A 17,903-nucleotide genomic window follows, 5' to 3' on the forward strand; every position below is an offset into this window, starting at 1 on the left:
AGGGTAAGCGCCGATCCCAGGCACTTACGCCCGGCCGAACTTACGCTCCGCATCAAGCGCCAAACCGAGCCCGACACTGCCGAACATGTCGCCTTCGACCGCGGCCGCCTGGGGAAAGAGGGAAAGCATGCGCCGGCGGAGAAGCGGCACGGCCGTGGAGCCGCCGGTGAGAAACAGCGTCGTGATCCGGTCTGCCCGCACGCCGGCTTCGGCAAGCGTCTTCAGCGCGGTGTCCGCCACCCGGCCAACCGCCGTCTCGATGGCCTCTTCGAGGCCGGCTCGCGTCATCGGTATCCTGAGCGTCTCGTCGGCCAGCTCGATATCCATCCTCGTCTCTAACCGTTCGGTGAGCTCGATCTTGGCCTGCTCGACCCTGCCTGCCAGCGCGTGGCCTTGCCGGTGCTGCACGATGCCGATCATGCGGTCGACGAGTTCGGGACGGGCCGCCTCGTAGCGGATCTGGCGCAAATCCGTCATCGCCTTGGCGGAATAGAGAAGATTGATGCGCTGCCAGGTGGCGAGGTCGAAGAAATAGCCCGCCGGCAGGTTGCGCTTGCCGTCCTTGGTTGCCGTCTTGTAGCCGAGTTCCGGCATGACGTGAGCGACGGACAGCAGCCTGTCGAAATCCGTTCCGCCGATGTGGACGCCCGTGCTTGCCAGTATGTCGTCCTTGCGATCGGTGGCCTTGGCGCGCTCCGGCGACACGCGCACGATCGAGAAATCGGACGTGCCGCCGCCGATGTCGATGATCAGCGCCAGCTCCTCGCGATCGATGCCGCGCTCGTAGTCGAGAGCCGCGGCGATCGGCTCGAACTGGAATTCAATGTTCTTGAAGCCGCGCTTGAGGGCGGCCTTCTCCAACTCGTCCTGGGCCCGGCGGTCGGCCTCTTGGTCGTCGTCGACGAACTGCACAGGCCGTCCGAGCACGATGTTGTCCACGGTTTCCCCGACCTGGTTTTCCAGCGCGTCCTTGAGGTAGAGCAGGAAGGAGCCGATGATGTCGGTGAAGGCGATGGAGTGCGCCTTGATCCGCGTCTTTTCCTTGATCAGCGAGGTCCCCAGCACGCTCTTCAGCGCGCGCAGCAATCGGCCCTGGATATTGTCGGCATAATTCGCGATTGCCTGGCGGCCGAAATAGGTCCGGTCGTCCTCGAAATTGAAGAAAAGCGCGCTCGGCAGCGTCGCCTGTCCGTTCTCGAGCGGAACAAGACGCGGACGACCGTCTTCCATGAAGCCGACCGTCGAGTTGGACGTGCCAAAGTCGATGCCGCCGCTGATCGGCCTCATGGTCCTTCGTCCTTTGTTGTGGTGGGGTGCGAGAGCGGAGGCGGTTACACAAGCCGGGTGGCAAAGTCGAGTCCGGGGCCGTAATTTTTCCGTTTCCGCGACCGTGGCCACCCCGCCAAAAGATTCCACTCAGGCACAAAATGCTCTATAGACGCCGGGAAGCGAGGCCGGCCGGCGCATATGGCGAAAATCCCCCTGAAACTCGATGAACTGATCGATGGCGGTGCGCTTCGACGTGAGCTGAGCGCGCTTACCCAGGGCCTGGACGGCGACGGATCGGCCCCGACCGTTCGCTGCTCGGCCCTGCAGATCCTGAAACATCATCTCGCTGCCGGGCGCATGACCGCCGAGAGGATGCTGATGGAGGATGGCGGCGGGGGGGCCTGCGCCAAGCGTCTGTCGCACCTGATGGATGAGATCATCCGCGCGCTCTACGATTTCGCCGCCACCCATGTCTATCGCTCGAAGAATCCTTCGGCCGCCGAGCGCATGGCGCTGGTCGCGGTCGGCGGTTATGGGCGCGGCACGCTGGCCCCGGGCTCGGATATCGATCTGCTCTTCCTTCTTCCCTACAAGCAGACGCCCTGGGGCGAGCAGATCGTCGAGTATATCCTCTACATGCTGTGGGACATGGGGTTGAAGGTCGGCCATTCGACCCGCAATGTCGATGAGTGCATCCGCCTGTCGCGCCCCGACATCACGATTCGCACGGCGCTCCTCGAGGCGCGATTCATCGGGGGGGAGGAGCCCCTCTATCAAGACCTGCTTTCCCGCTTCGACAAGGAAGTGGTGAGAAACACCGGTCCCGAATACGTCCAGGCCAAGCTTGCCGAGCGCGACGAGCGCCACCGCAAGGTCGGCGAAAGCCGCTATCTCGTCGAACCCAATGTGAAGGATGGCAAGGGCGGCCTGCGCGACCTGCACACGCTGTTCTGGATCGGCAAATACTACTACCGCGTGCCCACCGGCCAGGAGCTCGTCGGAAAGGGAGTCTTCACCCAGGCGGAATACAATCTGTTCCTGAAGGCCGAGGATTTCCTCTGGGCGGTGCGCTGCCACATGCATTTCCTGGCCGGAAAGGCCGAGGAACGGCTGCATTTCGACATACAGCGCGACATCGCCGAGCGGCTCGGCTACACCAGCCATCCCGGCCTTTCCGCCGTCGAACGGTTCATGAAGCACTACTTCCTGATCGCCAAGGATGTCGGCGACCTCACGCGCATCTTCTGCGCGGCACTGGAAGAAGAGCAGGCCAAGCACGTGCCGGGCTTCAATCGGCTGTTCCTGTCGTTCTCGCGCCGGCGCCGGAAACTTGCCGGCACGAGCGACTTCATGGTCGATAACGAGCGCATCAACATCGCCGACGGCCGGGTCTTCGAGCGCGATCCCGTCAACCTGCTGCGGCTTTTCTGGTTTGGGGACCGGCACGGGCTGGAATACCATCCCGACGCGATCAAGCTGGTCACCCGCTCGCTGAAGCTGGTCGATCGCAACTTGCGCAGGAATGCCGAGGCCAACCGGCTCTTCCTGGACATATTGACTTCGGACCGCGATCCGGAACTGAACTTGCGCCGGATGAACGAGGCGGGTCTGCTGGGCAAGCTCATCCCCGAATTCGGACGCATCGTGGCGATGATGCAATTCAACATGTACCACCACTACACGGTCGACGAGCATCTCCTGCGCTGTATCGGCGTGCTGTCCGAACTCGAGCGGGGCAGCGGCGAGAAGCTGCATCCGCTTTCGCACCAGCTGATGCCGAGCCTCAAGAAACAGCGCGACGTGCTGTTCCTCGCGGTGCTCCTGCACGACATCGCCAAGGGGCGGCCGGAAGACCACTCCGAAGCGGGCGCCCGCATCGCGCGGCGCATCTGTCCGTATATGGGCCTGTCGCCCAGCGAGACGGAAACCGTCGCCTGGCTGGTCGAGCAGCATCTTCTGATGTCGATGACCGCGCAGACACGCGACTTGAACGACCGCAAGACCATCGACGATTTCGCCGCCGTCGTGCAATCGGTCGAGCGGTTGAAAATGCTGCTCGTGCTGACCGTCTGCGACATCCGAGGTGTCGGCCCGGGCGTGTGGAACGGCTGGAAGGGACAGCTCCTGCGCAACCTCTACTACGAGACCGAATTGCTTCTGACCGGCGGTTTCTCCGAGGTGTCTCGTGCGCAGCGCGCCGAGGAGGCGCGCCAGGAATTGCACGAAGCGCTCGCCGACTGGCCGGAACACGAACGCAAGCGTTATGTCGGCTTGCACTACGACAACTATTTGCTGGCCGTGGATCTCGGCGACCAGTTGCGCCACGCCGTGTTCATTCGCGAGGCCGATGTGGCCGAACGGCGCCTCGCGACCATGGTCAAGACCCATGAATTCGAAGCAGTCACGGAGATCACCGTGCTTGCGCCCGACCATCCGCGCCTTCTCTCGGTCATTGCCGGCGCCTGTGCGGCCGCCGGCGGCAATATCGTCGATGCCCAGATCTTCACGACATCCGATGGGCGTGCGCTGGACACCATCCTGATCTCGCGCGAATTCGACCGCGACGAGGACGAGCGCCGCCGCGCCGAGCGGGTAGGCCGACTGATCGAGGACGTCCTGTCGGGCAAGAGCTGGCTGCCGGAGATGATCGAGAAGCGCGCCAAGCCCAAGCGCGGCGCCAAGACGTTCCGTATCGAACCGCGCGCCGATATCCGCAACACCCTGTCGAACCGCTTTTCGGTCATCGAGGTGTCCGGCCTCGACCGGCCCGGCCTGCTGTCGGAAATCACCGGCACGCTGTCGGATCTGTCGCTCGACATAGCTTCGGCGCATATTACGACATTCGGCGAGAAGGTCATCGACACATTCTACGTGACCGATCTCACCGGCCAGAAGATCGAGAACGCGACCCGTCTCGCCGCGATACGCGAAAGGCTGATCGCCACGCTGCAAGGTACGGCGCCGCAACGCGGCAAGGTGCGCCTCTCGGCTGCGGCCGAATAAGTCGCTCTCGCTCTTGCCCGAATTGGAAAGCACGATCCCGATACGATGAGCCTCGTCAAGAAATTCGCCACCGTCGCGTCGGGCACGCTGATGAGCCGGGTTCTCGGCTTCACGCGCGAAATGTTCATGGCCGCCGCGCTGGGCACGGGTCCGGTAGCCGATGCCTTCAACGCCGCCTTCCAGTTTCCGAACACGTTCCGACGTCTTTTCGCAGAGGGCGCCTTCAACGCCGCCTTCGTGCCTCTCTTCGCCAAGGAGATCGAGGCGAACGGCCTCGACGGCGCCAAGCGCTTCTCCGAAGAGGTCTTCGGCGTGCTCTTCACGGTGCTGTTGGCGCTGACCATCCTGATGGAACTGTCGATGCCGTTGCTGGTCTCGACGATCGTGGCTCCCGGCTTCGTCGACAATCCCGACAAGTTCGACCTGACGACGTCGCTCGCCGCGATCATGTTCCCGTATCTCATGTGTATGTCGCTGGGCGCCATGATGAGCGGCATGCTGAATTCGCTGCGGCGCTATTTCGCGGCCGCCGTCGCCCCGGTCTTCCTCAACATCATCCTGATCGGGGTGCTGGCCCATGCCTGGTACAATGGCCATGACGGGCTCAAGGTCGGCTATGCGCTGGCCTGGGGCGTGCTGGCGGCTGGCCTTGTCCAGTTGGGCATTGTCTGGATTGCCGTGCGGCACGCCGGCATATCGATCGGCTTCCGCCGACCGCGCCTGACCGACAATGTGAAGCGCCTGCTGGTGCTGGCATTCCCGGCCGCGATCACCGGCGGCATCACGCAGATCAACCAGCTCATAGGTACTGCGATCGCCTCCGGTCGCGACAGCGCGGTGTCGTCGCTCGCCTATGCCGACCGGGTGTATCAACTGCCGCTCGGCGTGGTTGGTATCGCTGTGGCCATCGTGCTCCTGCCGGAGCTGTCGCGCGCGCTGAAGGCGGGCAATGCGCAGGAGGCATCGAACCTGCAGAACCGCTCGGTGGAGTTCACCCTGTTCCTGACCTTGCCGGCCGCGGCCGCGCTGCTCGTCATGTCTGAACCCATCGTGCGGGTCCTCTACGAACGAGGGGCCTTCGCGGCGACCAACGGCACGCCGGTCGTGTCGGCGGTGCTCGCGATATTCGGCCTGGGGTTGCCGGCCTTCGTGCTCATCAAGGCGTTCACGCCGGGCTATTTCGCGCGCGAGGATACGCGCACGCCGATGTGGTTCGCCGCCGCCTCCGTGGCGATCAACATTTCGGTGGCGCTGGCGCTCTTCCCGTCGATCGGTGCGCCCGGTATCGCGGTCGCGTCCGCGATCGCCGGCTGGGTCAATGCCATGCTTCTCCTCGGCGTCCTTGTCCGGCGCGGCCATTGGGGGCGCGACGCCGCCCTTCTGCGGCGCATCCCCCGGCTTCTCCTGGCGTCGGCGGTCATGGCGGGTTTTCTCTATGGCGCGGTCCACTGGCTCGAACCGCAACTCGCCTCGTCCGCACCGCTTTACACCCAGGCCGCGACACTCGCCATCCTGGTGGCGGCGGGGGCTGCTCTCTACTTCGCCACGGCATTCGCCATCGGCGGGGCCGACATGGGCATGCTGAAGCGCAGCCTCAAGCGCGGGGGAAAGACCCCTCGGGAAATGCCTGAAAGCTGAGCTGCCACTTGATCCCCGACGATGTCTCGTTCATAAGCGCCGCTCGACTTTCGCCGCGCGCGAAACGGCCCTCCACAAGCCACGAGGAAACAATGAACGGCTTCAATCCGCTTGTCTTTTCCGGCGTCCAGCCGACAGGCAATCTCCATCTCGGCAACTATCTCGGCGCGATCCGCAAGTTCGTCGCGCTCCAGGACAGCTACGACTGCATCTACTGCGTCGTCGACCTGCATGCTCTCACGATCGCGCCCGATCCTGTCGAACTGATGCGCGCGACGCGCGAGGTGACAGCGGCCTTCATCGCCGCCGGCATCGATCCGAAGAAAAACATCGTCTTCAACCAGAGCCGGGTCAAGCAGCATGCCGAACTCGCCTGGGTGTTCAACTGCGTTGCCCGCATGGGCTGGCTGTCGCGCATGACGCAGTTCAAGGAGAAGGCGGGCAAGGATCGCGAGAACGCCTCGGCAGGGCTGTTCGTCTATCCGAGCCTGATGGCGGCCGACATTCTGGTCTATCGCGCCACCCATGTGCCGGTCGGCGATGACCAGAAGCAGCATCTGGAGCTGACACGCGACATCGCCCAGAAGTTCAACAACGATCATTCGACCCGCATCGCCGATCTCGGCGCGGGCGTCGAGATGATGATGGGTGACGAGAAGGTCAACGGGTTCTTCCCCTTGACGGAGCCGCTGATCGAGGGGCCTGCGCCCCGGGTGATGAGCCTGCGCGACGGTCAGAAGAAGATGTCGAAGTCGGATCCCTCCGACCTCTCGCGCATCAACCTGACCGACGATGCCGACTCGATCTCCAAGAAGATCCGCAAGGCCAAGACCGACCCAGCGCCGCTGCCGTCGGAACTGGACGGCCTGAAGGAGCGCCCCGAGGCGGAAAACCTTGTCGGCATCTATGCCGCCCTTGCCGATACGACCAAGGAAAAGGTGATCGCCGATTTCGGCGGTCAGCAATTCTCCGTGTTCAAGCCGGCGCTCGCCGATCTGGCCGTCGAGAAGCTCGCCCCGATCGCCGCCGAGATGCGCCGCATCTCGGCTGATCCGGGTTACATAGATGGGGTGTTGCGCGAAGGCGGCGAACGAGCCGAAATCCAGGCCGAGGCGACCATGAAGACGGTCCGCGAAATTATCGGCCTGCTCGGCGACTAGTGTTCCGAATCCGAAATTCCGTAAGCTGTTCGATGGTGCAGTGCGAATTTCGGATTCGAAGGGAACACCAGAGGCGCTTTTAAGCCGGCTCACGCTTCGGTGATGGGTGCGGCCGCTTGCCGGCCGCCCCTGCCGGTGGCAGATTGCCGCGGAATCGGAACGGGCAGGAGAGCGATGGTATCGAAACGTCTGAGCCGTGAAGCCGGCCACCGGCGCAAGTTTCTCGCCATCATCGACGACACGCCGGAATGCGAGCGCGCGGTCGCCTACGCGTCGCGGCGGGCCAAGAGCACGAACGGCGCCCTGGTTCTGCTTTATGTCATCGAGCCGGGCGATTTCCAGCATTGGCTGGGCGTCGAAAAGATCATGCGGGCGGAGGCGATGGAAACCGCTCAATCCGCTCTCGACGGATTCGCGACCAAGGTGCGCGAGCAGATCGGCATCGAGCCGGAACTGGTCGTGCGAGAGGGAACGCCAACGGAAGAGATCCACAAGCTCATCGAGGATGACCAGGACATCGCCATCCTCGTGTTGGCGGCAGGTGCCGGGAAAGAGGGGCCAGGTCCGCTCGTGGCATCGATCGCCGGCAAGGCGGCGGCCTTCCCCATCCCGGTCACTGTTGTGCCGCAGAATCTCTCCGACGAGGATATAGAGAGCCTGGCCTAGAAAAAGTTTCCGGCGGGCTTGCCTGTGGGCGAAGCGTTTCGCTTGAAGATCGGGACGGTTCGGCTTATCTAGATTTAGAACTATTCCAAAAAAGAAGCCTGCGATGCAGGCACGGAGAACTCGACAATGTTCATCCAGACCGAGTCCACCCCAAATCCGGCCACGCTGAAGTTCCTGCCGGGCAAGGAAGTGCTTGCCGAAGGCACGGCGGACTTCCGCAATGCCGACAGCGCTCGGGCCGCATCGCCCCTCGCGGGCCGGCTCTTCGACGTAGACGGCGTGACCGGCGTCTTCTTCGGCTATGACTTCATCACGGTCACCAAGGATGGACCCGACTGGCAGCACCTCAAGCCGGCGATCCTGGGCACCATCATGGAACATTTCATGTCGGGCGCGCCGGTGATGGCGACAGACGCCACGACGACTGCCCACGACGCGACCGACGAGTTCTACGACAAGGCAGATGAGGAGATCGTCCTCACGATCAAGGAACTGCTCGACACACGTGTGCGGCCGGCGGTGGCGCAGGACGGCGGGGACATCACCTTCCGGGGGTATGAGAATGGCACTGTGTTCCTGCACATGAAGGGTGCCTGCTCCGGCTGTCCTTCTTCCACGGCCACGCTGAAGCACGGCATCCAGAACCTGCTCCGCCATTTCGTGCCCGAAGTCGAGCATGTCGAGCAGGTTGGCTGACGACTTCGAATAAATAATGGGTGTGATCTTTGACTGGTCGCGAGTCGCCCCTCACTGTCCTGCCGGACATCTCTCCCCGTAAAAACGGGGAGAGAGACGACAGCCGCTTGGGTTTCGCTAGTCGCCAATGGCGCGCGATTGGCGAAACTGGAGATGACAGCGATCTTCTCCCCGCTGGCGGGGAGAAGTGGCCGGCAGGCCGATGAGGGGCTTGCCCAAAAGGTCAATCCTTATTGCCGCAGGCATAACGGCGACGCAAAACAAAAAACCGGGCCCCCCAGCCCGGTTTTTCGTTCAACGGACAGCTGTATTGTTGCCGAGACGGTCCGCGACTTAGCTCACTATCACCTTCGCGCCGACATCGACGCGGTTGTAGAGATCGATGATGTCCTGATTCATCAGGCGGATGCAGCCCGACGACATCGCCTTGCCGATCGAATTCCATTCCGGCGTTCCGTGCAGGCGATAGCCGGAATCTCCACCCTTGTTGAAGAGATAGAGCGCGCGTGCCCCAAGCGGGTTGGTGAGGCCGGGCGGCATGCCGCCCGCCCATTTGGCGAGCTCGGGCTGGCGTTGGATCATCGCACCCGGAGGTGTCCAGGTCGGCCACTCGCGCTTCAGCGCGATGCGTGCCGTGCCCGACCATTCGAAGCCTTCGCGACCGACGCCGATGCCGTAGCGCATGGCCTTGCCGCCATCCATAACGAGGTAGAGGAACTTGTCTCCGGTATCGACGATGATCGTTCCGGGCTTCTCAGGGCCGCGATAGTCGACCACCTGTCGATGATACTTCCTGTCGACCTTGTAGATCGGAACCGACGGGATTTGATAACCGGCATCTTTCCTGGCGCCGTACTCCGACGTGAACACCGAACCGCCACCGACGCAACCTGAGAGAGCAGCGGTTGCCACGATAGCGGCCACAGCCAGGAAGGACTTTATGCGCATGCTTGCTTCGTATCCCCAAACGGATAGCTCGATTCGAGCCCTATTTCTGCCGTCATTGTTAATTCGCGTTTACTTTGATTGCCAAGGCCCTGTGACGTGAGGGAAGGCGGCTCGCCGATCTTAAGTTGTCGGCTATGACATTTTGGCAACAGATGCTCACACGAAGTGAAGACAAGCCGGCCGCGAGCACCTATCTATTCAGTAAATTCAGCAACCGGGAGTTCTTGCATGAATGTGGGCGATGCGGCGCGCCGGTCGGGCCTGCCGGCCAAGACCATCCGCTACTATGAAGATATTGGACTGATCCGCCCGGACCGTGCCTCCAACGGCTATAGGGACTACTCGATGGAGGATGTCCATCGACTGGCCTTCCTGGCGCGGGCGCGCAATCTCGGCTTTTCAATCGAGGACTGTCGGCAATTGATGGCGCTTTATCAGGACCGCGCCCGGGCGAGCCACGACGTCAGGGAGATCGCGTCCGCTCATGTCGCGGCGATCGAGGAAAAGCTGCGTGAGCTGCAATCGATGCGTGCGACGCTCCAGAAGCTGATCCATGCCTGCCATGGTGACAACCGTCCGGATTGCCCGATCCTTGACGACATTGCGGGAAAGGCGGAAGCCGCGACATCGTAGAGGGTTCAAAACGTGAACATCTGATGGCATGGTATGCTCATGCCCATTGTTTCGCCGATCCAATTCAATCCACTCGCCGACGGCCGCCAGTCGGAACGCGCCATGGTCATTCGCCGGGGCGTGCAGCGCCTGCTCATGGAAATGGGCGCGCATGTGCTGCCCGAACTCTCCCTGGCTACCGGCCGCCGTGCCGATCTGGTGGCGCTCACCCGGCAGGGCGATATCTGGATCATCGAGATAAAGTCCTCGATCGAGGACTTCAGGGTCGATCGCAAGTGGCCGGACTACCGGCTTCATTCCGACCGTTTCTTCTTCGCAACCCATCCGGAGGTGCCGGACTCGATTTTCCCCGAGGAATGCGGGTTCATCCTCTCCGATGGATATGGCGCCGAAATCCTGCGCGAGGCGCCGGAGCACCGTCTGCCGCCAGCGACCCGCAAGGCGCTGATGCTGCGCATTGCGCGTGCCGGCGCTTCGCGCCTGCTCGCCGCCGAGCTTGCCGGCGTGCCCGTTCCGGCGCTGGACGGAGAAAGCGAATAGACGGACGGCTACAGCATGTCTCTCGAAAGTGGGAACCGGTTTCGGGATAAAGACATGCGAAAAAAACAAAGAGCTAAAGCGTATGGAGCGAATCTGAAAGATCGCGACACGCTTTAGCAGAACCGGCTTGCTACTCGGCGGCCTTGTTGCGCAACCGCGACGATCCGCCCATGAGGGTTATGTCAGCGTTTCGCCGGTAGACTTCCAGCAGCCCCCGAATCGTCACATCCGGATCGAAATGGTCGATCGCGGTGGTCGCATCGTAAAACAGCGCGGCAACGCCTCCGGTCGCCACGACGGTCATCGGTTCACTTCGCTCGGCCTTGATCCGGGCGATCATGCCCTCGATCAGCGAGACGTAGCCCCAGAACACGCCGGACTGCATGGCGCTCACCGTATCGTTGCCGACCACCCGGCTGGGTTTCTTCAAGGCGACTCTCGGCAGTTTGGCCGCCGCGGCGTGAAGAGCTTCGACGGACAGGTGAATTCCGGGCGCGATCGCGCCGCCTTCGAAGCTCCCGTCCGCTCCGATCACGTCGATGGTCGTTGCCGTCCCGCTGTCGACCACGATCAGCGTCCCGGGATAGGCGACATGGGCGCCAAGCGCGTTGACGACGCGGTCGGCGCCGACCTCCGCCGGCTTGTTCACGCGCACCGCGATGCCGAGTTCGGCATTCTCGCCGATCACAAACGGTTCGACGTTCAGGTAGCGGCGCGAAAGGTTGCGAAGGTTGAAGAGCGATTGCGGCACCACGCTGGCGATGATGCAGGCGTCGAGCATCCGCAGTTCCAGGCCCGCCATCGACAGCAATTGGGAGAGCCAGACCGCGTATTCGTCCGCCGTGCGGTTGGGTTCCGTTGCCGCGCGCCACTGTGCCAGCCATCGCTCGCCATCGTGGACGGCGAACAGGCTGTTGGTATTCCCTTGTTCTATCGCTAAGAGCATAGTTGGATTCCGCAGATCCCTCTGCCGCCCGCGTCGTGTGACAAGCTACGGCTCCAGGGCCATGTTCGCCAGCTAATTGTGAGGGCAACTTCCAAACTTCATCGATATGTTGCTACCGATGAACTGCCCGCTCGGTCTCGGAACGATGACGAGATCATGTGGGGGGAAATATTGCGAGCGGATCCGGGTACGATGCATCGCTGGGGGAATTGGACGCTTTGGATTCCGCCAGCTTCCCCCGCAATTCCGTCTTCAGCACCTTGCCGTAGCTGTTTTTGGGCAGCTCGCGGCAGAAGACGTAGCGTTTCGGCTTCTTGAACGAAGCGATCTCGGCGCGGCACCACGTTTCCAGGGCGGACAGGTCGCAAGTCGTGCCGGGGCGGGCAACGATGAATGCGACGACATTTTCTCCCCATTCCTGGTCCGGTTCGCCGACCACGGAAACTTCGAGCACGCCCGGGTGCCGGGCAAGGACTTCCTCGACCTCGCGGGGATAGATATTGGTCCCGCCGGAGATGATCACGTCCTTTGACCGGTCGGTCAGGGTGAGAAAGCCGTCGCCATCCATCCGGCCAATGTCGCCGGTGCGCAGCCAGCCGCCGGCGAGGGCTTTGGCGCTTGCCTCGGGATTGTCCCAATAGCCTTTCATTACCGTGGGACCGCGCACCAGAATCTCGCCAGGCTCGCCGGTCGGCACTACGCCGCCATCTTCCCCTTCTATCCGGATTTCAATGCCCGCCATGGCCTGCCCGACCGAGGCTCGGCGTGCCGAATGGCTGGAATGGGCGCGGTCGGCAACGATGTCGCGCCGCAAGGAGGTGATCGTCATCGGGCTTTCGGCCTGGCCATAGATCTGGACGAAGCGCGGACCGAAGAGTTGGAGCGCTTCCTCGATATCAGCGGCGTACATGGGACCTCCGCCATAGACGATGGTCCGGACGCCCTCGCCCCGATAGCCTGATGTCTTCGACCATTCCACCAGACGCTTGACCATCGTCGGGGCGGCAAACATGACGGTCTGCCCGAAATGCTTCGACAGTTCGGCGATCTCCGGCGGGTCGAAGCCACGCGAGACAGGGAAGACGTGGCCGCCGCCGAGGCGGACGAATACGAAATTGTAGATTCCGGCGCCGTGCGAAATCGGGGCCGCGTAGATCGTCGCCTGATCGCTGGCGATCTGATCGACATCGAGAGCATAGGTGAGGCTCGCCATCCGCAAGTTGTCGTGGGTCAGCATGACCCCCTTTGGCCGGCCGGTCGTGCCGGAACTGTAGAAGAGCCAGGCTGTATCGGCGCCCGCCGCTTCGGCCGGCAATGCGCTGCCTGGCCCTTTGGTATCCAGCGCGGCCCATTCGGGCGAGCCGAGCGCGATTTCGCGGCAGTCTTCAGGCAGAGCCGCCTGTGATCCGGTGGCACCGTCCTCGGAGACGAGCAATCGCGCGCCCGCATTTTCGACGATCCATGCCACCTCCCGGGCGTGCAGCTTGTGGTTCACAGGAACGATGATCCCACCGAACCACCACACCGCGTAGAACAGCTCCAGATATTCCGGCACGTTTTTCAGGAAGACGGCGACGCGGTCGCCTTGTTTCAGCCCGTACAGGGCCACCATGCCGGCCGAACGCGCTCTGACGCGCCGAAGGAACTCGTCATAGGACGCCATCTGCCGCGTTCCGAGGAAGATCGCCGGCGCATCCGGTTTGGCGCGCGCGGTAGCCTCCAGCCAGTTGGCGATATTCATGCCGCAAATCCTCCCTTGCGAAGCCTGGCCGCTGCGAGCCATGGGAGAATGCTACGACAGGACGCGGCTCGCTGTCTATGATCTTGTCAGAAATGTCCAAGATTCCGGCCAATTGAACCGCGCTAGATTACATCCAGTGGTGGAGTCGTCAGCCCTTTGATCTCGTTGCCAAGATAGCGCGGCCCAAAATGCTGCGCCACCGTCGCATGCATCAGCTTGGCAATCTCGGGCATTCTGACTTCGATGCGGTTCAAGGGACCGGCGACCGTCAGCGAGAACACGCGCTCTGAGATGCTGATCGGCAAAGAGACGCCACCGAGGTCTTGGCTGTAGTTCGAAGCGGAGCGGAACCAGCCTCGAAACAGTCCGGCCCGAATCTGGTCCTCTACGGCTTCGACGCTCATGGGCGTCCCTGGCCCATAACGCTCGAACTCCACCTTGCGCAGCAATGCGGTGCGTTGGCGGCCCGGCCATTGGCTCATGATTGCCTGGCCCGAGGCCGTGGCATGCAGGGGGATCCGCTGTCCGACTTCGGCGGCGTAGCGCACGCGCGCCTTGGATTGGACGACTTCGAGAAAGATCACGTTCCCTCCTGACGCCGCACCCACGCACACGGTTTCGCCAGTCCGTTCGTTCAGGTCGCCTGCGAGCCGCACCAGCGTGTCGGGTATGGGTTCGGCTGCGGAAATCGTATGCGCGATCGCCAGCCAGCGAGGCGTCGGGTAAAATCGCCCGCGGCCTTCCGGCTCGAAGAGATAGCCCCGCGCGCCGAGCGTCGACAGAAGGTTGAATGTGGACGAACGCGGCCAGCCGAAATGCTGCGATATCTCGGCCAGGCTGGCGGGTTTCCCGTGCGCAGCAAAGAATTCGAGCAGATCGAGCACATTCGCGACTTGCCTGACCAGCATATTGTCCTCCCGCCCTGAGGTCAGACGCAGACGGAAATCGCTGCGGCCGGTTGTCTACATATATGGCAAACCAGCTGCCATGAACCCCGAAAAAGCGCAAGTGCAGCGATGTGTTCCGGATCGCCTCCTTAAAACTTGAACGCTTGGGCTCATTATGTGTTGACGAAGGGTAATTCTTCCATAAAATCCACATGCAAGAACTTATTGAACAAATATGTGTACAAACTTGACCCTGCTGGGATGCGGACCCCGGAGGAGCGGGGTGTCGGTTGGGGAGGGGAAGGTATGATTCGCAGTTCCCATGCGTCGGGATCCGGCGGGTTTTCACGGATGCTCGGTGCTTTGGAGGTAGGGCTGGTGGCGGTTTCCGCTGTCGCGATCGCAGCCATCATGCTCGTCGTCACCCTGGATGCGACCTTGCGTTACGTCATCTCGTCGCCCCTGACCTGGTCCTATGAGTTGATCGGCCTCTACCTCATGGTGGCTGTTTTCTTTCTGGCGTTGCCGGACACGCTCACCCATCACGGTCATATCGCGGTGGACATCTTCCAGCGTCTGATTCCATTCCGCCTGCGGCACCTCCTGCTCGGGCTCGGCTACGCCTTATCGACCTGGATCATGACCCTGATCACCTGGGGTGCGGGCCAGCGGCTGACGACAGCCTTCCTGCGGGATGAACGCATAGCCGCCGTCGTCCCATGGCCGACCTGGATCGCGTATCTGCTGGTCGTCGTCGGGTCAGCCGCCATGATCCTGCGCTGTCTTGCCAGGGTCTACGGCCACCTGGCCTCCGCTGCGACCGGCCGGGAAGTCGTCGACATGCCGCCGCCACCCACCGAAGCAGGTCCCGAGGAGATCTGATCCATGCTCGTCCTCGCCGTCCTCAGCCTTCTCGGAATTCTGCTCGTCATCGGCCTGCCGGTCGCCTTCGCCATGGCGGTGTCGGGTGCGATCGGCCTCTATTTCTATGGAGGCATGCCGATCCTGTCCGGCATCCTGAATACGACACCGCTGACCACCGCCAACTCCTACGAGATGATCACGATCCCGATGTTCATCCTTATGGCGGAGTTCGTGATCCTTTCCGGGATTGCAAGCGACCTCTTCCGGGCGGCGACGATCTGGGTGGGACGCATTCGCGGCGGTGTCGCCATGGCGACAGCGATCGCCGGAGCCGGTTTCGGGGCGATTTCCGGATCCAGCACGGCCGCAGCAGCTACCTTGGCAGCGACCTCCCTGCCCGAGATGATCAAGCAGGGGTACGAGCCCAAGCTCGCCGGCGGCGTCGTGGCTATTTCCGGCACTCTCGCGATGCTGATCCCGCCCTCCGTGGCGCTGATCCTCTACGGCATCCTGGCCGATGTCTCGATTTCGAAACTGCTTATCGGCGGCGTCATACCAGGTTTGATCGTCACTATGGCGATCATCCTCACGGTTTGGGTCCTGGTGATCCTGTGGCCGGGGTCGGCGCCGAAAGGACACACCTACAGCTTCACCGAGAAATTCGCGTCGCTGAAGCGGGTCGGCCCGATGCTGGTGCTGTTCCTCGCCATCACCGGCACGATCTATTCCGGCATCGCGACACCGACCGAGGCATCGGGCATCGGTGCGTTCATCGCCATGCTGCTGGCGGTCAAGGAGCGGAAGCTCACGCCAGCGACTTTGTGGATCGCGCTACGCAATTCCGCGCAGACGAGCTGCATGATCCTCTTCATCATCCTCGGCGCGCACATATTCGGCTACTTCGTCACCATTACGCGCGTGACGAACGACCTCAGCGAGTGGGTCGCGGCGTTGCCGCTGGCGCCGCTGGCGATCATGGGGCTGATCCTGGTCGGCTACATCATTCTCGGTTTTTTCATGGATCAGATCGCCATTCTGATCCTGACGGTGCCGGTCGTCCTGCCGATTATCCTCAAGCTCGGCTTCGATCCCGTCTGGTTCGGCGTGATCGTGGTGGTCACGGCCGAGGTCGGGATGGTGACGCCGCCGCTGGGCATGAACGTCTTCGTGGTGGCCCGATATACGAGGCGGCCATTGGGCGAACTGTTCAGGGGCGTCATGCCCCACGTGTGGGCGCATCTCGTCGTGATCGCCCTGCTCACCCTCTTCCCGGGCCTCATCCTATGGCTCCCGTCCACCATGCAGTGACCTGCAGTAGCGAAATCAGTCGAAGTTGGAGGAACTAGCAATGTTGAAATGCCTGAGCAGGGGCGTGGCCCTGATATCGGTTCTGGCCGCCGCGGCCTTTCCGGCGGCAGCCGAAACCTTCCGCATAGGGGATTCATTTCCCGTTGGGCATTACATCGCGGAAAACATGACCAAGTTCTGGATGGAGGAAGTCAAGTCGAGATCGGGCGGTAAGATCGAATTCGCCTATTTCCCCGCCGAGCAGATGGGCAAGGCCAAGGATCTGCTGTCGCTCACCCAGAGCGGCGTTCTGGACATCGGTTATGTCGGCCCGTCCTATGTCAGCGACAAGCTGCCCTTGTCCTCCGTTGGCGAGTTGCCGGAAGCGTTCACCACATCCTGCCAGGGCACCAAGGCGTTCTGGGAGATCGCCAAGCCGGGCGGCGCGCTCGATCAGGCGGAGTTCGCTCCCAACGGCGTTCGTGTGCTCCTGGTCATGGTGCTCCCGCCTTATCAGATATTCACGTCGAACCGGGAGATCTCGGGTTTGGACAGCTTCAAAGGGCTCAAGCTGCGGACCACGGGCGGAGCCAAGGAGATCGCTACCGATATGATCGGAGCCGTGCCTGTTCAGATGGCTGCTCCCGAGGCGCGCGACGCGCTGTCGCGAGGTACGCTCGACGGATTGCTGTTTCCCCATTCCTCGATCCTGCCCTACGATGTCGTTCCCTATCTGAAATACGCGACCCAGGATCTGAACTTCGGGTCCTTCGTGGTCACCTACGTCATCAGCCAGCAGCGTTGGGATCAGCTCGATGCGGAAACGCAGAAGGTCCTCACCGAAGCCGGCGAGGCCGCAACGATGCATGGATGCGAGGTCGCCGACAGGCTGGACGGCGTCGACAAGAAGACGATCGCCGATGGCGGCGTGTCCTTCGTCAGCCTGCCCGACGCCGACAAGGCCAAGCTGGAGGAGATGCTCGGGACGCTGAGCGATCGCTGGGCGGATGAACTCGAGCAGCGCGGCAAGCCTGGCAAGGCAATTCTCAACGCATTCCGAGGCGCGCTCGGCGGCTCGCAATAGGTCACCATCCGTAGCGGGACAATAAGCGGAGGCTGGAATGCGCCTTGTCGGCAAGGGACTCAACTGGACCGAGCTTCCGGTGGGGACGGCCTTGCGTACCTTCGGGCGAACCGTGACCGAGACGGATATCGTGAACTTCGTCTCGGTCGCCGGCATGCTCGAGTCGCTGTTCGTCGACGCCGAGTTTCGCGCAGCGCATTCCGCTATCCCTGGACGGCCAGCGCCGGCTGCGCTGGTGTTGGCTCTGGCCGAAGGACTCGTTTTGAACGCCACCGCCCAGGGAACCGGGCTTGCTTTCCTGAACATGGAACTGACGGTGGAACGCCCGGTACAGCAGGGCGACACGATCCATGTCGAGATCACGGTCACGGAGCAACGCCCTGCGTCGAAGGGAGGGCGCGGCTTGATCCGCACCCGAAATGCGGTGGTCAATCAGCGGGGCGAGATAGTCATGGTCTATACGCCGCTCCGCCTGATGGCCGGACCTGACACCGCTTAGGATGATCAATCCAGAATGATAACAGTGTCGTCCATGTGTGTG

General features: G+C 62.4%; 16 protein-coding genes. 11 read left to right on the forward strand and 5 right to left on the reverse strand.

From position 1 onward, the window contains the following. Positions 1-24 precede the first annotated feature (24 nt). A complete protein-coding gene (locus ACCO56_RS31350) occupies positions 25-1,287 on the reverse strand; it encodes an Hsp70 family protein (protein WP_433644887.1) in 1,263 nt (420 codons plus the stop codon). Positions 1,288-1,467: 180 nt separating this feature from the next. Here ACCO56_RS31350 and ACCO56_RS31355 point away from each other — a divergent pair, with 180 nt between their 5' ends. The 5 genes from ACCO56_RS31355 (at position 1,468) to ACCO56_RS31375 (ending at position 8,432) form a co-directional block, all read left to right on the forward strand. Continuing rightward, on the forward strand, positions 1,468-4,272 hold the full coding sequence (locus ACCO56_RS31355) for a [protein-PII] uridylyltransferase (RefSeq protein WP_433644888.1): 2,805 nt from the start codon (positions 1,468-1,470) through the stop codon (positions 4,270-4,272). A gap of 45 nt (positions 4,273-4,317) precedes the next feature. Next, the gene (gene murJ / locus ACCO56_RS31360; RefSeq protein ID WP_433644889.1) at positions 4,318-5,910 is read left to right on the forward strand and encodes a murein biosynthesis integral membrane protein MurJ; all 1,593 of its coding nucleotides are present in this window, start codon (positions 4,318-4,320) and stop codon (positions 5,908-5,910) included. Between the two features lie 92 nt (positions 5,911-6,002). Beyond that, complete coding sequence (gene trpS / locus ACCO56_RS31365) at positions 6,003-7,070, forward strand: tryptophan--tRNA ligase (protein ID WP_433644890.1); 1,068 nt, start codon at positions 6,003-6,005, stop codon at positions 7,068-7,070. Between the two features lie 174 nt (positions 7,071-7,244). Next, positions 7,245-7,736: a universal stress protein gene (locus ACCO56_RS31370; protein ID WP_433644891.1), complete on the forward strand. Its 492-nt coding sequence runs from the start codon at positions 7,245-7,247 to the stop codon at positions 7,734-7,736. 126 nt (positions 7,737-7,862) lie between these two features. After that, positions 7,863-8,432: a NifU family protein gene (locus ACCO56_RS31375; protein ID WP_433644892.1), complete on the forward strand. Its 570-nt coding sequence runs from the start codon at positions 7,863-7,865 to the stop codon at positions 8,430-8,432. A gap of 333 nt (positions 8,433-8,765) precedes the next feature. Here the strand turns inward: ACCO56_RS31375 and ACCO56_RS31380 are convergent, their stop codons facing one another. Further along, complete coding sequence (locus ACCO56_RS31380; protein WP_433644893.1) at positions 8,766-9,380, reverse strand: L,D-transpeptidase; 615 nt, start codon at positions 9,378-9,380, stop codon at positions 8,766-8,768. 228 nt (positions 9,381-9,608) lie between these two features. Between ACCO56_RS31380 and cueR the strand changes: the two genes are divergently transcribed. Both cueR and ACCO56_RS31390 read left to right on the forward strand, forming a co-directional pair. Beyond that, positions 9,609-10,013: a Cu(I)-responsive transcriptional regulator gene (gene cueR, locus ACCO56_RS31385; RefSeq protein WP_433644894.1), complete on the forward strand. Its 405-nt coding sequence runs from the start codon at positions 9,609-9,611 to the stop codon at positions 10,011-10,013. 39 nt (positions 10,014-10,052) lie between these two features. Further along, positions 10,053-10,553 carry an MmcB family DNA repair protein gene (locus ACCO56_RS31390; protein ID WP_433644895.1) on the forward strand — a complete coding sequence of 167 codons (501 nt, stop codon included), beginning with the start codon at positions 10,053-10,055 and terminating at the stop codon, positions 10,551-10,553. Between the two features lie 130 nt (positions 10,554-10,683). On the opposite strand, the gene ACCO56_RS31395 is transcribed toward ACCO56_RS31390, so the two are convergent. The 3 genes from ACCO56_RS31395 to ACCO56_RS31405 form a co-directional block, all read right to left on the reverse strand. Beyond that, positions 10,684-11,499, reverse strand: a complete 816-nt coding sequence (locus ACCO56_RS31395; RefSeq protein ID WP_433644896.1) for a type III pantothenate kinase — start codon at positions 11,497-11,499, stop codon at positions 10,684-10,686. A gap of 154 nt (positions 11,500-11,653) precedes the next feature. Continuing rightward, positions 11,654-13,240, reverse strand: coding sequence for a class I adenylate-forming enzyme family protein (locus ACCO56_RS31400; RefSeq protein ID WP_433644897.1), 1,587 nt, complete (start codon positions 13,238-13,240; stop codon positions 11,654-11,656). A gap of 122 nt (positions 13,241-13,362) precedes the next feature. Beyond that, positions 13,363-14,124, reverse strand: a complete 762-nt coding sequence (locus tag ACCO56_RS31405; RefSeq protein WP_433644898.1) for an IclR family transcriptional regulator — start codon at positions 14,122-14,124, stop codon at positions 13,363-13,365. Between the two features lie 309 nt (positions 14,125-14,433). Here ACCO56_RS31405 and ACCO56_RS31410 point away from each other — a divergent pair, with 309 nt between their 5' ends. From ACCO56_RS31410 to ACCO56_RS31425, 4 genes are read left to right on the forward strand one after another with little or no spacing between them, the layout of a single operon-like run. Further along, positions 14,434-15,009 carry a TRAP transporter small permease gene (locus tag ACCO56_RS31410; RefSeq protein WP_433644899.1) on the forward strand — a complete coding sequence of 192 codons (576 nt, stop codon included), beginning with the start codon at positions 14,434-14,436 and terminating at the stop codon, positions 15,007-15,009. A gap of 3 nt (positions 15,010-15,012) precedes the next feature. Beyond that, complete coding sequence (locus ACCO56_RS31415) at positions 15,013-16,299, forward strand: TRAP transporter large permease (protein ID WP_433644900.1); 1,287 nt, start codon at positions 15,013-15,015, stop codon at positions 16,297-16,299. Between the two features lie 40 nt (positions 16,300-16,339). Then, the gene (dctP, locus tag ACCO56_RS31420; protein WP_433644901.1) at positions 16,340-17,362 is read left to right on the forward strand and encodes a TRAP transporter substrate-binding protein DctP; all 1,023 of its coding nucleotides are present in this window, start codon (positions 16,340-16,342) and stop codon (positions 17,360-17,362) included. A gap of 37 nt (positions 17,363-17,399) precedes the next feature. Then, positions 17,400-17,861, forward strand: a complete 462-nt coding sequence (locus ACCO56_RS31425) for a MaoC family dehydratase (protein WP_433644902.1) — start codon at positions 17,400-17,402, stop codon at positions 17,859-17,861. Positions 17,862-17,903 lie beyond the last annotated feature (42 nt).

Source organism: Mesorhizobium sp. 1B3 (assembly GCF_050958605.1).
In the GTDB taxonomy this organism is placed as follows: domain Bacteria; phylum Pseudomonadota; class Alphaproteobacteria; order Rhizobiales; family Rhizobiaceae.

Bases quoted from the DNA above. Each gene is read 5' to 3' on its own strand.
- ACCO56_RS31350 (WP_433644887.1), bottom strand. From the start codon at position 1,287: ATGAGGCCGATCAGCGGCGGCATCGACTTTGGCACGTCCAACTCGACG.
- ACCO56_RS31355 (WP_433644888.1), top strand. From the start codon at position 1,468: ATGGCGAAAATCCCCCTGAAACTCGATGAACTGATCGATGGCGGTGCG.
- murJ (WP_433644889.1), top strand. From the start codon at position 4,318: ATGAGCCTCGTCAAGAAATTCGCCACCGTCGCGTCGGGCACGCTGATG.
- trpS (WP_433644890.1), top strand. From the start codon at position 6,003: ATGAACGGCTTCAATCCGCTTGTCTTTTCCGGCGTCCAGCCGACAGGC.
- ACCO56_RS31370 (WP_433644891.1), top strand. From the start codon at position 7,245: ATGGTATCGAAACGTCTGAGCCGTGAAGCCGGCCACCGGCGCAAGTTT.
- ACCO56_RS31375 (WP_433644892.1), top strand. From the start codon at position 7,863: ATGTTCATCCAGACCGAGTCCACCCCAAATCCGGCCACGCTGAAGTTC.
- ACCO56_RS31380 (WP_433644893.1), bottom strand. From the start codon at position 9,380: ATGCGCATAAAGTCCTTCCTGGCTGTGGCCGCTATCGTGGCAACCGCT.
- cueR (WP_433644894.1), top strand. From the start codon at position 9,609: ATGAATGTGGGCGATGCGGCGCGCCGGTCGGGCCTGCCGGCCAAGACC.
- ACCO56_RS31390 (WP_433644895.1), top strand. From the start codon at position 10,053: ATGCCCATTGTTTCGCCGATCCAATTCAATCCACTCGCCGACGGCCGC.
- ACCO56_RS31395 (WP_433644896.1), bottom strand. From the start codon at position 11,499: ATGCTCTTAGCGATAGAACAAGGGAATACCAACAGCCTGTTCGCCGTC.
- ACCO56_RS31400 (WP_433644897.1), bottom strand. From the start codon at position 13,240: ATGAATATCGCCAACTGGCTGGAGGCTACCGCGCGCGCCAAACCGGAT.
- ACCO56_RS31410 (WP_433644899.1), top strand. From the start codon at position 14,434: ATGATTCGCAGTTCCCATGCGTCGGGATCCGGCGGGTTTTCACGGATG.
- ACCO56_RS31415 (WP_433644900.1), top strand. From the start codon at position 15,013: ATGCTCGTCCTCGCCGTCCTCAGCCTTCTCGGAATTCTGCTCGTCATC.
- dctP (WP_433644901.1), top strand. From the start codon at position 16,340: ATGTTGAAATGCCTGAGCAGGGGCGTGGCCCTGATATCGGTTCTGGCC.
- ACCO56_RS31425 (WP_433644902.1), top strand. From the start codon at position 17,400: ATGCGCCTTGTCGGCAAGGGACTCAACTGGACCGAGCTTCCGGTGGGG.